At 74.7% G+C, this 13427-nt stretch carries 9 protein-coding genes; 8 read left to right on the top strand and 1 reads right to left on the bottom strand.

The features are described from left to right. The first annotated feature begins 65 nt into the window (after positions 1 to 65). The 8 genes from RHODO2019_RS08235 to RHODO2019_RS08200 all read left to right on the top strand — a co-directional run bounded on the left by RHODO2019_RS08235 (position 66) and on the right by RHODO2019_RS08200 (position 12312). Positions 66 to 1487, top strand: a complete 1422-nt coding sequence (locus tag RHODO2019_RS08235; RefSeq protein WP_265384479.1) for a cytochrome ubiquinol oxidase subunit I — start codon at positions 66 to 68, stop codon at positions 1485 to 1487. Beyond that, a complete protein-coding gene (gene cydB / locus RHODO2019_RS08230; RefSeq protein ID WP_265384478.1) occupies positions 1481 to 2491 on the top strand; it encodes a cytochrome d ubiquinol oxidase subunit II in 1011 nt (336 codons plus the stop codon). Before RHODO2019_RS08235 ends, cydB begins: the two co-directional genes overlap by 7 nt. Next, a complete protein-coding gene (gene cydD / locus RHODO2019_RS08225) occupies positions 2488 to 5832 on the top strand; it encodes a thiol reductant ABC exporter subunit CydD (RefSeq protein WP_265384477.1) in 3345 nt (1114 codons plus the stop codon). Before cydB ends, cydD begins: the two co-directional genes overlap by 4 nt. Positions 5833 to 5953: 121 nt before the next feature. Next, positions 5954 to 7252, top strand: coding sequence for an alpha/beta hydrolase (locus RHODO2019_RS08220; RefSeq protein ID WP_265384476.1), 1299 nt, complete (start codon positions 5954 to 5956; stop codon positions 7250 to 7252). Continuing rightward, positions 7249 to 9756 (top strand): bifunctional lysylphosphatidylglycerol flippase/synthetase MprF, encoded by a 2508-nt coding sequence (locus RHODO2019_RS08215; RefSeq protein ID WP_265384475.1) that lies wholly within the window; start codon positions 7249 to 7251, stop codon positions 9754 to 9756. Before RHODO2019_RS08220 ends, RHODO2019_RS08215 begins: the two co-directional genes overlap by 4 nt. 65 nt (positions 9757 to 9821) lie before the next feature. Next, the gene (locus RHODO2019_RS08210) at positions 9822 to 10349 is read left to right on the top strand and encodes an OsmC family protein (RefSeq protein ID WP_265384474.1); all 528 of its coding nucleotides are present in this window, start codon (positions 9822 to 9824) and stop codon (positions 10347 to 10349) included. Between the two features lie 35 nt (positions 10350 to 10384). Further along, positions 10385 to 10774 carry a PaaI family thioesterase gene (locus tag RHODO2019_RS08205; protein ID WP_265384685.1) on the top strand — a complete coding sequence of 130 codons (390 nt, stop codon included), beginning with the start codon at positions 10385 to 10387 and terminating at the stop codon, positions 10772 to 10774. 182 nt (positions 10775 to 10956) lie between these two features. Continuing rightward, positions 10957 to 12312: a C1 family peptidase gene (locus RHODO2019_RS08200; protein ID WP_265384473.1), complete on the top strand. Its 1356-nt coding sequence runs from the start codon at positions 10957 to 10959 to the stop codon at positions 12310 to 12312. A 60-nt stretch (positions 12313 to 12372) separates the two neighbouring features. On the opposite strand, the gene RHODO2019_RS08195 is transcribed toward RHODO2019_RS08200, so the two are convergent. Next, positions 12373 to 13362, bottom strand: a complete 990-nt coding sequence (locus tag RHODO2019_RS08195; protein ID WP_265384472.1) for a beta-carotene 15,15'-dioxygenase, Brp/Blh family — start codon at positions 13360 to 13362, stop codon at positions 12373 to 12375. Positions 13363 to 13427: the final 65 nt, after the last annotated feature.

The following is a 13427-nucleotide window of genomic DNA, read 5'->3' as shown; positions in this document are numbered from 1 at the left end:
CGTACTAGCGTCGGGGAGGTCAACGACAGTTCGTAGTAGATGAGTTCTCCCTGGAGGTGGCCGCCGTGGACGCAACCGCTCTCGCGCGCTGGCAGTTCGGCATCACCACGATCTACCACTACCTCTTCGTCCCCGCCTCGATCAGCCTGGCCACGCTCACGGCCCTGCTGCAGACGGCGTGGCGGCGCACCGGCAGCGAGGTGCTGCTGCGGCTGACCAAGCTCAGCGGGAAGCTGCTGTTGGTCACGTTCGTGGTGGGCGTCGTGACCGGGTTGGTCCAGGAGTTCCAGTTCGGTCTGGCCTGGAGCGACTTCGCCCGGTTCTACGGCGACGTGTTCGGGCCCACCCTGGCCGTCGAGGGGATGCTCGCGTTCTTCCTCGAGGCGACGTTCCTGGGGCTGTGGTTCTTCGGGTGGGACCGGCTGCCCGCACGGGTTCACCTCGCCTGCGCCTGGGTGGTCGCCGCCGGGACGCTGATCTCGGCCTTCGTCATCCTCGGGGCCAACTCGTTCCTGCAGAACCCGCAGGGCTACACGCTGGACCCGGAGACCGGCCGCGCCCGCCTCGACAGCTTCTCCGCGCTGCTGCTGAACCCCGTGAACACCCACTCGTTCCCGCACGTCGTGGCCGGGGCCTACCTCGTGGGCGGGGCGATGTTCCTGGCGATCGGCCTGCACCACACGTTCCGGGGCTCGGCCGACGCCGCCGGTGCCCGGGTGCTGCTGCGCCTGGGGGCGTGGGTCACCGCGGCCTCCGGGGCGGCGCTGGCCGGCACCGGAGACCTGCTCGGCAAGCTCATCGCCGAGGTGCAGCCGATGAAGATGGCCGCCGCGGAGGGGCTGTACGCGACGACCAGCGGGGCCCCGTTCTCGGTGTTCAGCTGGTTCAGCGGCGGCCGGAAGGTGTGGGGCCTGGAGGTCCCGAACCTGCTCTCGTTCCTGGTCAGCGACTCGTTCACCGCGCGCGTGCAGGGGATCGACGACCTGCAGTCCACCTACAGCGCCACCTACGGCGCCGGTGACTACGTCCCGGTGGTGCCGGTGGCCTTCTGGAGCTTCCGGGCGATGATCGGCTTCGGGATGGCCGCGGCCGGGATCGCCGTGCTGGTGCTCTGGCTGACCCGGGGTGGGCGCACCCTCACCAGGGGCACGCGCCTGGGCCGGCTGCCCGTCGGCCGGCTGCTCGCCCTCGGCGTCCCCGTGCTGCCGCTGCTGCCGCTGGTCGCCAACTCCACCGGGTGGCTGTTCACCGAGACCGCGCGGCAGCCGTGGCTGGTCTTCGGGCTGTACAAGACCGCCGACGGGGTCTCGCCGGGCACCACCGCGGCCGAGGTGATCGTGACCCTGGTGGCGTTCACGGTGGTCTACGGCGCCCTGGCGGTGGCCTACGTGACCCTGGTGCTGCGGCTGAGCCGCAGCGCCCTGGACGCGCCCGAGGAGGCGCCGGTGCCCGAGCAGCAGCCGGAGCGGGAGCTGGCGACGTGGTGACCTGGTTCGGGGTCGACCTCGCCCAGCTGTGGTTCGGCCTCGTGGTGCTGTGCTGGGTGCTGTTCTTCGTCCTGGAGGGCTTCGACTTCGGCGTCGGTGCGCTGCACCGCGTTCTCGGCCGCGACGAGGAGGGCCGCTCGGCCGTGCTCCGGACCATCGGACCGGTGTGGGACGGCAACGAGGTGTGGCTGGTGGCCGCGATCGGGGCGACCTTCGGTGCGTTCCCGCTCTGGTACGCGGGGATGCTGTCCAGCCTCGCGCTGCCGATGGTCGCGATCCTGCTGCTGCTCGCGCTGCGCGGGGTTGCCCTGGAGTTCCGGGCGAAGCAGGAGGGCGTGGTGTGGCGGCGGCGCGCCTCGCTGGTGCTCGAGATCAGCTCGGTGGGGGTGGCCGCCGTGTGGGGTGCGGTGCTGGTGGTGCTGGTGCGGGGGCTGCCGATCGGAGCGACCGGGGAGGTCACCGGCGGTGGTCTCGGCCGCACGGTGGAGGGTCTCTGGCACTGGCAGGTGGGCCTCGGGGCACTGGGCGGGGTGCTCGCGGTGCTGTGGCAGGGCGCGTCGTTCCTGCGGCTGCGCACCGCCGGCGCTCTGCGGGCACGCGCGGAGCACGTGCTCCGGGTGGTCGGACCGGCGGTGGCCGTGGCGCTGGGCCTGGTGGCGGTGTCCACCGGCAGCACCCTGCTGCTCGCCGCCACCCTGGCCGCGGTCGGGGCGGTGCTCGCCGCGCGCACCGTGCACGACGGGTGGGGCTTCGCCTGCTCGTGCCTGGCCGTGGCGCTCGGCGTGGTGGCGGTGTTCTGCTGGCACCTGCCGGACGTGCTGCCCTCGACGCTGGACCCGGCCTTCACGTTGTCGCTGCGCGGGGCTTCCGCCTCGGCCGCGGCGCTGGAGCTCATCACCGGGGTGGGGGTGGTGGTGCTGCCCGGGGTGATCGCCTACCAGGCGTGGAGCTACTGGGTGTTCCGCCACCGCCTCACCGACGGGCGTGTCGCGGTGCCGGCGTGAGCACCGTGGCCGCCCCGCGGGGGCCGCTGGACCCCCGGCTGCTGCGCCACGCGCGGTCCGCCCGGGGTGGTGTCGCGCTCGCCGCCCTCGTGGGGCTCGGGACGGCGGTGGCGACGGTGGTGCAGGCCCTCGCCCTGGCCACCGTCGTCGCGCGGCTCGTAGGGGGGACCGGCGTGGCCGGGGTGCACACCCCGCTCGTGGTCCTGGCCGGCGTGGTGGTGGCCCGGGGGGTGCTGGGCTGGGCGGCGGAGGTCGTGGCTGTGCGGACGGCCGCGGCCGTGCAGGCCCAGCTGCGGGTGGCCGTGCTCGCCGCGGCGCTGCAGCGGGGTCCGGTGTGGCTGGAGGGGCGGCCGGCCGGCGCGCTGGCCACCCTGCTCACCTCCGGTGTCCGCGCCCTGCAGGAGTGGTTCGGCCGCTACCTGCCCGCCCTCGTGCTCGCCACCGTGCTCCCGGCCGCGGTCGTGGTCGTCATCGCCGTGCACGACGTCGAGTCCGCCGTCATCGTCGTGGCCACCCTGCCGCTGGTGCCGGTGTTCGCGGTGCTCGTCGGCTGGGCCACCCGGGAGCGGGCGCAGGCCCAGTGGCGCGCCACCGGCGACCTCACCGGACACTTCCTCGACGCGGTCGCGGGACTGCGCACCCTGCGGACCTACGGGCGGGCCCAGCGGCAGGTCCGGGTGGTGGCCGACGTGGCCGAGCGGCACCGGCGCACGACCGTGCCCGTGCTCAGGCTCGCCTTCCTGTCCTCGGCCGCCCTCGAGCTCGTCGGCACCATCTCGGTCGCGCTGGTCGCCGTCTCGGCGGGCCTGCGCCTGGTGGCCGGCTCGCTGGGTCTGCAGGCCGCGCTCACCGTGATCCTGCTGGCGCCGGAGGCCTACCGGCCGCTGCGCGAGGTGGGCGCCCGCTTCCACGCCTCCGCCGACGCGTCCACGGTGCTCGGCGAGGTGGAGGAGGTGCTCGACGGTGCCGTCCCGGTACGGGTGGGCGAGTCGGCCGGGGTGCGTCTGCGCGGGGTGCGCGTGCTGGTCGACGGTGCGGAGCTGCTCGCGGCCACCGACCTCGATGCCGGTCCCGCCGCGCTCACGGTGCTCACCGGCACCTCGGGGGTGGGCAAGTCCACCCTGCTCGACGTGGTGCTCGGCCACCGGCGACCGAGCTCGGGGACCGTGACACGGCCGGGTGGACCCGTCGCCGTGGTGCCGCAGCGGCCGGGCTTCCCGGGCGCACGGACCGTGGCCGGTGCGCTGCGCGGCGGGTGGTCGCAGGCGCGCCCCGAGGACCTGGTGGCCGTGCTCGCCGACGTGGGGCTGGACGGGGAGATCGAGCTCGCGCAGCCGCTCGCCGAGGCGGGGGGAGGGCTCTCGGCCGGGCAGCGCCAGCGCCTGGCGGTGGCCCGCGCCCTGCTCGCGGTCCGGGGCGGGGCCCGGGTGCTGGTGGCCGACGAGCCGACCGCGCACCTGGACCCGGTGTCCGAGGCCCGGGTGGTCGCGGCGCTGCTCGCGCTCGCGCACCGCCACGACCAGCCGTGCACGGTGCTGGCCGTGGCGCACCGCCCGGCGCTGGTGGCGGCGGCCGACGGGGTGGTGCGCCTGGCCGACCCGGTACCTGGCGCAGTGACGGTCGCGCCCCGCGCAGTGACGGTCGCGCCCCGCGCAGTGACGGTCGCGCCCCGCGCAGTGACGGTCGGACCCCGGGCAGCGCAGTCGCCCCCGTCCCCCGCCACGGCACCCCGGGTGCGGGCCACCGCCGCCCTCGGTCTGCTGCTCGGCGTCGGGGCGGCCGTGGCCGGGATCGGGCTCACCGCCACGGCATCCTGGTTGATCGTCCGCGCGGCCGACCGCCCGCCGGTGCTGGAGCTCAGCATCGCCGTGGTGGCGACCCGCTTCTTCGGGGTCAGCCGTCCCGTGCTGCGCTGGCTCGAGCGCACCACCACCCACTCGGTGGCCCTGGGCTCGGTGGCCCGGCTGCGCGCCTCGGTCTACGCCGCCCTCGTGCCCCGCGTCCCCGGACCCGCGGTTCCCCGCTCGGGTTCGGTGCTGACCGGGCTGGTCGACGACGTCGACGCGCTGGCCGACCGCGGCGTCCGGGCCGTGCAGCCGCTCGCCGTGGCCGCGGTGGTCGCCGTGCTCGCCGCGGCCGCCGCCGCCCTGGTGCTGCCCGCTGCCGCGGGTGTCCTCGTCGCGGGCCTGCTGGTCGCCGGGGTGCTCGCGCCGGCGCTCACCGTGCGCGCCACCCGCCGCGCGGACCGTGCGGGTGCGGCGGCGACGGCGGCGCTGGCCGAGGAGCTGGTCGAGGTGCTGCGCAGCCCCCGCGACGTCACCGAGCCCGCCCCCCTGCTCGCCCGGGCCGCCCGGGCCGCCGAACGGGTGCGCACGAGCCAGACCTCGCGCGCAGGAGCCCTCGGGGTGGGGGCCGGGCTCGGCGCGGCCGCCCTCGCCGCCCTGCCGCTGGCCGTCGTCGCGGTCGCGGCCCCCGCCCTGGCCACCGGACGGATCGGCCCCACCCTGCTGGCCGTGCTCGTCCTGACCCCGCTGGCCCTGGGCGAGGTGCTGGCCGAGGTGCCCGTGGCCGTGGCCGCGCTGCTGCGGGCCGCCGCCGCCCGCCTCCGGCTGGACGCGCTGCGCTCCAGCCCACCTCCGGCCACCGAGCCCGCGGTCCCCGTGCCGGCACCGGCGACCGGGCAGCCGGTGACGGTGCTCGTCGAGGGGCTCGACGCGGGCTGGGGTGAGCGTCCGGCGGTCCGCGGTCTGGACCTCGAGCTGGCCGAGGGGGAGCGGGTGGCCGTGCTCGGCGCGTCGGGCAGCGGGAAGTCGACCCTGGCGGCCGTGCTCCTGCGGCTGCTCGACCCCCTCGCCGGATCGGTGCGCCTGGGTGGGACGGACACCCGTGAGCTCGACGGAGACACGGTGCGACGGCACGTGGGCTGGGTCAGCGACGACGACCACGTCTTCGCCGCCTCCCTGCGGGCCAACCTGGCGCTGGCCCGACCGGGGGCGACCGAGGACGAGCTGGCCCGCGCCCTCGACCGGGCCGGGCTCGGATCCTGGGTCGGGCGCCTCGAGGTGACCCTGGGTGACGGTGCGCTGACCCTCTCGGGCGGGGAGCGACGCCGCCTCGCCCTGGGTCGTGCCCTGCTCGCCGGAGCGCCCGTGCTCGTGCTCGACGAGCCGACGGAGGGCCTCGACCCGCCCACCGCCCGACGCGTGCTGGCCGACGTGCTGGACGCCGCCGACGGCCGCACCGTCCTGCTGCTGGCCCACCGGGACGAGGGGCTGGACCGGGTGGACCGCGTCCTCGAGCTCGTCGACGGTCGGCTGGTGGGCACCCGGACCCCGGTGTGAGGCCCGCAGGGCGCGTGCCAGGATCCACACGCCGTTCACAGGGTGTGCTCAGCACGGTCACGGTGCCGGGGTCCATGCTCCCGTGGGCCCCAGGGTGGGGACGTCGAGAAGGAGCCGCGTGGTGCACGGGGTCGGTCAGCTGTCGTTGATCTCGGGGTGGCTGCCCGTGGTGATCCTGGTCCTGGGGGTGCTCGCGCTCGGGTGGCTCCTGCTGCGCCGGGACCGCCGCCAGCTCCGCACCGTCCTCGCCGTGCTCGTCCTCGCCGTGGTGCTCACCCTCCTGCTGCGCTACGTCGTCGAGGACGTGTGGCGACCGTTCCCCGACCCCCTGCCGATCTCGCTCTACACCTCGATCGGCGTCGGCATGCTCGGGCTGCTGCTGGCCGGTCCACGCCTGCGGAACGCCCGCACCTGGCGGGGCCGTGGCCTCACCGTCCTCGCCGCGGTCGTCGTCGTGCTGGCCGCCACCGCGCAGGTCAACCACTTCTTCCGCGCCTACCCCACGGTCAGCGCTGCGCTCGGCAACGGACGAACCGGCGAGGTGGCCCTGGACTCCGTCCCCGGACCGCAGGCCGACGCCGTCACCGGCACGCCCCTGAGCGCGGTGTGGAAGGCCCCGGCGGACATACCCTCGGGGGGTGTTGTCACCCAGGCGAGCATCCCCGCCACCGCATCGGGGTTCAGGGCGCGGCCGGCCCGGATCTACCTCCCGCCCGCCTACCTCGTCTCCCCGCGGCCGGTGCTGCCGGTGCTGGTGCTGCTCGCCGGCCAGCCCGGAGCCCCGGACGACTGGCTCACCTTCGGCGGGATCAAGCCCTTGATGGACGGTTACGCGGCCACGCACGCCGGGCTGGCCCCCGTGGTGGTCATGGCAGACGCGACCGGAACCGAGCTGGCCAACCCGCTGTGCCTGGACTCGAGGCTCGGCCAGGTCCAGACCTACCTGGCCGTCGACGTGCCGGCCTGGGTGAAGGCCACCCTGCAGGTCCGCCAGGACGCCGCGGGCTGGGCCATCGCCGGATCGTCCTACGGGGGCACCTGCTCGTTGCAGATGGCCCTCAACCACCCCGACGTCTACCCCACCTTCGTCGACATCTCCGGCCAGTCCACCCCGACCCTCGGCGACGCCCAGCGCACCCTGGACGCCACGTTCGGGGGGGACGCGGCGCGCTTCGCCGCGGTCAACCCCCTCGACCTCATGCGGAGGAACCAGTACCCCCAGCTGGCCGGCACGTTCACCGTGGGGGCGAACGACGGTGTGTACCGCCCGGAGCAGAAGAAGGTCCTCGCGGCCGCGCAGGCGGCGGGGATGACCGTCACGTACACCGAGGTCCCCGGTGGCCACGACTGGGGCGCCTGGCGCGCCGGGCTCGAGAGCAGCCTGGGCCTGCTCGGCACCCGGTTGGGGATCACCCGGTGAGGGCGCTCGGCGTGCGCGTGCTCGGCCTGGCCCGTTCGGCGCCGGTCACGCTCGGCCTGCTGGTGGCGCTGTGGGTGGTGGCAGTAGTCACCGGGAGCCTGGTGCACGGACCCTCGGCGCACCTGACCCGGATGGTGGCCGCAGGTGTCCGCAGCCTGGAGAACGGCCACCTGTGGACCCCGCTCACCGCCGCCGCCTTTGCCCCCGGGCTACCCGGCTACATCCTGGGCACCGTCGTGGTCCTGGCGCTCTGCGTCCCTTCCGAGCGACGGCTGGGCTCGTCCCGGTTCGCCCTCGCGGCGGTGCTCACCCAGGTGTTCGGCGTGCTGCTCGCGCTCGGTGTGGTGCGGCTGGTCGGCCTCGCCGACGCGCAATGGGCGCGCGAGCTCTCGCGCAACCCGGCGGTCGGACCCACCACCTACGCCGTCGGCGTCGCGATGGTCCTGAGCGCCGGGCTCGGCACCCTGTGGCGGCGCCGCCTGCGGGTCGGCCTGCTGGTGGTGCTCGCCACCGTGATGCTCTACGGCGGTCTGCTCCAGGACGTGGTGCGCTTCTCCTGCGCCGTGATCGGGCTGCTCCTCGGACCGGTGCTGCTGGGCCGCCCGCGGCGCGGGGCACGGCTCGCGGGCACCCGCCGGGAGGGCCGGGTGCTCGTCGCCATCGTGGTGGCCGCGAGCGCGCTGGGGCCGGTGCTCGCCGCGTTCTCCCCGACGGCCGTGGGCCCGTTGTCGGTGCTGCAGCTCCTGTTCACCTCCGCCCCGCCGGACGCCGCCACGGTGCAGGACACCTGCGCGGACCCGGCCACCACCGCGGAGTCCTGCCGGGACCTGCAGACCCAGCTGCGGCTGTCCGGGGTGGGCCCGTCGATCCTGTCGGTGCTGCCCTCGCTGCTGCTGGTGGTGCTCTCCGACGGGCTGCGGCGCGGACGACGGGCCGCCTGGGTCGCCGCGGTGGCCCTGCACGTGCTGCTCGTCGCCCTCAGCGTGTTCCTGCTGCTGCACTCGACCATCGGCCGGTCGGGCCGGGTGGTGCTCACCGAGGCGCTGCAGCACGTCCGCTTCGTCCAGACCCTGACCATCCCGCTCGTCGCGCCGCTGGTGGTGCTGCTCGTGCTCGTGGCCAGCCGGCGCCTGTTCGACGTCGCGGCCCCGCGGAGGACCTACCGTCGGCTCGCGCTCACCGCCGCCGGGCTGGTCGCTGCGCTGGCCGTGCTCTACGTCGTCGGCGGGCTCGTGCTGGGCTCCGGGTTCGACCGCAGGCCGGGGCTGCTGAACCTGGTGAAGGACGTCCCGCAGCGCTTCGTCCCACCGGGCTACCTGGGTGCGCTGGAGCCGGACTTCCTGCCGGTGAGCACCCCCGCGACGCTACTGTTCGAGTGGACGGGAGTGGTGTTCTGGGCGGTGCTCGCCGTGCTGGCGGTGCGCTCGTTCCTGCGCCCGGTGACGGCGGACGACAGCTCCGCGGGCCGGGGGCTGGAGCTGCTGCGCGCCCACGGGGGCAGCCACCTGTCGTGGATGACGACGTGGACGGGCAACCAGCGGTGGTTCACGCCGGAGGGTGACGGGTTCGTGGCCTACCGGGTGCTGCTGGGCGTGGCGGTGACGACGAGCGACCCGGTCTGCGCCACCGACCGGACGGCCACGGTGGTGCTGGGTTTCGCCGACTTCTGCACCGCCAACGGCTGGACCCCGTGCTTCTACTCGGTGACGGAGCCCGTGCGGGCGGCGACGGCGGCCCTGGGGTGGGGGGAGCTGCAGGTGGCGGAGGAGACGGTGCTGCCGCTGACCGGTCTCGCGTTCACCGGCAAGAAGTTCCAGGACGTGCGCAGCTCGTTCAACAAGGCCGCCAAGGAGGGCATCACGGCCGAGTGGCTGAGCTTCCCCACCGCACCGCTCGCCCTGACCGAGCAGATCATCGCGATCTCCGAGGAGTGGGTGGCGGACAAGGGCATGCCCGAGATGGGGTTCACCCTCGGCGGGCTCACCGAGGTGGACGATCCCGCCGTGCGCTGCCTGGTGGCCGTGGACGCCGACCGCACCGTCCACGGCGTCACCTCCTGGCTGCCGGTGCACCGCGAGGGCGAGGTGGTCGGGTGGACCCTGGACTTCATGCGGCGGCGCACCGATGGCTTCCGTCCGGCCATGGAGTTCCTCATCGCCTCCGCGGCGCTGCTGCTGCAGGAGGAGGGCGCCGAGCTCCTCAGCCTCTCCGGGGCACCGCTGGCGAAGATCGACCGCGGTGACGGGGGCGAGTCGGCGCCGGAGAGCACGGTGCAGCGGCTGCTGGAGCTGCTGGGTCGCAGCCTCGAGCCGGTGTACGGCTTCCGCTCCCTGCTCGCCTTCAAGTCCAAGTTCCAGCCCGAGCACGTCCCGCTCTACATGACCTACCCGGACGTCGCCGCGCTGCCCACCATCGGGAACGCCATCGGCCGGGCCTACCTGCCGGAGGTGTCGTTCGGCCAGGGACTGACCCTGGTGCGCAAGCTGGTCCGCTCGCGCTCGTGACGGCGCCGCCCGGGGTGGCTGCTCCCGGGTGTGGGCGGCGTGGAGCGGCTCGTAGGCTGCTGGTCATGGACAAGACGACGCTGAAGGCCGCCCAGGACCCGCTCAAGCAGCAGTACCGCGACGACGCAGGCTCGGCAGTGGTCACGATGCACGCCGAGGGTTCGCTCGACGGGGACGGGGTGACCTGCTCGGTGCAGACCGGCCGTGCGCTGGTCGAGGCCGGACTGCACGAGGCCAGCGGGGGTGACGGCAGCTTCGCGTGCTCCGGGGACATGCTGCTGCAGGCCCTGGTGGCCTGCGCCGGCGTCACGCTGCGCGCGGTGGCCACCTCGATGGGGGTGACGGTGCGCTCCGGAGCCGTGCGGGCCGAGGGCGACCTGGACTTCCGCGGCACGCTCGGCGTGGACAAGACCGCCCCGGTGGGCTTCCAGGACATCCGGATGAGCTTCGACCTGGAGACCGACGCCGATGCCGACACCGTCGCCACGCTGATCAAGCTCACCGAGCGCTACTGCGTGGTGCTGCAGACGATCCGGGTCGCGCCGCCGGTGGCGGTGTCCGTGCACGCCGGCGCGGAGGCCGTGTCGGCATGACCGTCCCGCTCGACGTGGGTGAGCTCAACCGCCACATGGACGCCGGGTTCGTCAAGGTCCTGGGGCTGGTGTTCACCGCGGTCTCGCCCGACGAGGTCCGGGCCGAGTGGACCCTGCGGCCCGAGCTGATGCAGCCCTACGGGATCACCCACGGCGGCGTGCACTGCGCCGTGGTCGAGACCGTGGCCAGCACCGCAGCCGCGGTGTGGCTCGGCGATCGCGGGCAGGTGGTGGGGGTGTCCAACACGACGGACTTCCTCCGTGCCTCCCGCGAGGGCACGATCACCGCGGTGGGCACCCCGGTGCACCGGGGACGGTTGCAGCAGCTGTGGGAGGTGCGCCTGACCGACGCCGACGACCGCCTGCTCGCGAAGGGGCAGGTACGGCTGCAGAACATCCTCGACGCGGACCGGTTGGGCCGCTAGCGCCCGGGTCCCGGTGTCGACCCCGCGGTGCAGGTGCGCGCACGGCGGGTCGGGTACGCGGTCGCGGCGCGATCGTGCCTGTTCCGGCCAGCGTGACGGCCGCGGACCCGGCCAGCGGGACGGATCCCCCACCAGACCCTCGCCGCGTCGGACCTGGCGCACCGCTGGAGTAGACAGGACCCATGACGTCCGTGCAGGCGCGCCCGACCGCGCTGACCCCCGACCACCTGGCCCGGCTCGCCGAGGACTTCGCCGCCCGGCCGGAGCTGCGGCGCAGCCAGAACGCGGTGACGCGGGTGGGGGTGGACGAGGTGGCCCTGGACCACGCGGTGGCCACCGGCATCTCCACGTCGGTCTCCCACCGCATCGACGACTGGAAGGTCACCAACCAGAAGAAGTCCGGGCGCTGCTGGCTGTTCGCCGCCCTGAACCTGATGCGCACCGGGACCAAGAAGGAGCTGGGGGTCAAGGAGTTCGAGTTCTCGCAGAACCACGCGATGTACTGGGACAAGCTCGAGCGGGCCAACTACTTCCTCGAGTCGGTGCTGCAGACGGCCGACGCGCCGGCTGATGACCGGCTGGTCTCGTTCCTGCTGGAGACGGTGCTCGGTGACGGCGGCCAGTGGAACATGGCGGTGAGCCTGTTCGCCAAGCACGGAGTCGTCCCCAAGGAGGCCATGCCGGAGACGCACTCCTCCTCCGACACCCACCGGATGAACACGGTGCTGCAGACCGTCCTGCGCCGCGGCGCCCACCGGCTGCGCGAGCTGTCGGGGATGGGGGCCGACGCCGCCGAGCTGCAGGTCGCGCGGGCGTCCGTCGTCGCCGACGTGCACCGCGTGCTCACCATCCACCTGGGCACCCCGCCGACCAGCATCGACTGGCAGTGGACCGACGACGACAAGGAGTTCCACCGCGTGGGTGCGCTCACCCCGCAGGAGTTCTTCGCCCGCTACGTGACCCTGGACCTGGCCGACTACGTCTGCCTGGTGGACGATCCGCGCCCCGAGCACCGCAAGGGCTCCACGCTCACCGTCGAGCACCTGGGCAACGTGGTGGGTGGAGACCCGGTGCTGTACCTGAACGTCGACATCGCCACCGCCAAGAAGGCGGCCACGGAGTCGATCGTCGCGGGGGAGCCGGTGTGGTTCGGCTGCGACGTCAGCCAGCAGATGCAGCGCGGCGACGGGGTGTGGGACGCGGCCCTGCTCGACTACGAGGGCGTGTACGGGACGGCGCTGGCGATGGACAAGGAGTCCCGTGTGCGCCACCACGACTCGCTCATGACCCACGCGATGCTGCTCACCGGTGTGGACGTCCTCGACGGGCGCTCGCGCCGCTGGCGGGTGGAGAACAGCTGGGGCTCCACGGGTGGGCAGGAGGGTTTCTACACGATGAACGACTCCTGGTTCGACGAGTACGTGTTCGAGGTGGTGGTGAGCAAGCAGCGGTTGTCCGCCGAGCTCGTCGCCGCGCTGGACACCCCGCCGACCGTGCTCCCGGCGTGGGACCCCATGGGCGCGCTCGCCCGCGGCTGAGCGACGCGCCCGTCGGGCGGGCGCGTCAGCCCTCGGGTGCGGATAGGGCGCGGACCGGCGCTACGACGAGGTGGCCGGGCGGGACCGGCCCGTCCGCCCCAGCCGGGCCACCACTGCGGCGTGCGGGACCGTCAGCGCGAGCAGGACCACCAGCACCGACGCGGGCACCGAGCCACCGACGACCACCAGTGCCCCCAGCGCCGCGAGCGCGGCGCCGGTCGGCAGCACGGCCGCCCGGCCCAGTCGCGTGACCCGGGTCCAGGTCCCGCCGTCGGGCTCGAGGTCGAGCAGCCGGACCAGGTGCCGGGGCGCGTGCCAGGCGCCGAACCAGGCCGCGAAGACGAGCAGCGGCGGGGCGACCAGCCCGGCGACCACCACCACCGCCAGCTCGACGAGCTGGCGGTGGCACCTGCGTCGCACGGACGAGAGGACCCCCGCGAGCACGAGCAGCCCGGTGACCAGCAGGACGGGTGTGCGCACGACCTCGAGCACCGGGGCCAGACCGGGATCGAGGGCGTCGAGCACCGGACGGACGGCGTCGGGACGCAGGAGCAGGGGGCCGGCGATCACGGCGGTGCCCAGTGCTGCTGCGGCAGCACCCGACCCGGGCTCCCCCCGCAGCCGTGCGAAGGCCAGCTCGCCCTCGGCGAAGTGTGCGCAGGAGAGCACCAGCAGGACGAGGACGGCCGGCACCGTCAGGACGAGCGCGGCCCAGGCGACGCCGGCGGCGAGGAGGGCGTAGCCGAGGAGCAGGGCGGGCCGGGCTCCCGCTGTCCCGATCCACCCCGGGTCGATCCCGGGAGCGCCCGGTTCGACGGGCCGCGACCACCCCATGGCCAGGTGGTCGACGGCACCGTGCGGCAACCCCAGCACGCCCGCCACGACCAGCAGCGCGGGTCCGGCCGCGCCCGAGGCGGGCAGGACCACCCCGACGGCGGCGGCGGCGGCCACCGCGAGGACCGAGGCCGTCCCGACCACGGCGGTGGCCCGCCCGCGGTCCCAGCGCCCACCGCGGGTGCGGGCGCGGGGGGTCGCACGGGGTCCGGTCACCGCCGAAGCGTGCGCTCCTCGTCGGTCCTCCGCAGCCCGAACGCACCCGTGAACCGCTTCAGTTG

Origin of the sequence: Rhodococcus antarcticus (assembly GCF_026153295.1) — a bacterium.
Classification (GTDB): domain Bacteria; phylum Actinomycetota; class Actinomycetes; order Mycobacteriales; family Mycobacteriaceae; genus Rhodococcus_D; species Rhodococcus_D antarcticus.
This window is presented reverse-complemented; position numbering and strand designations above follow the sequence as displayed.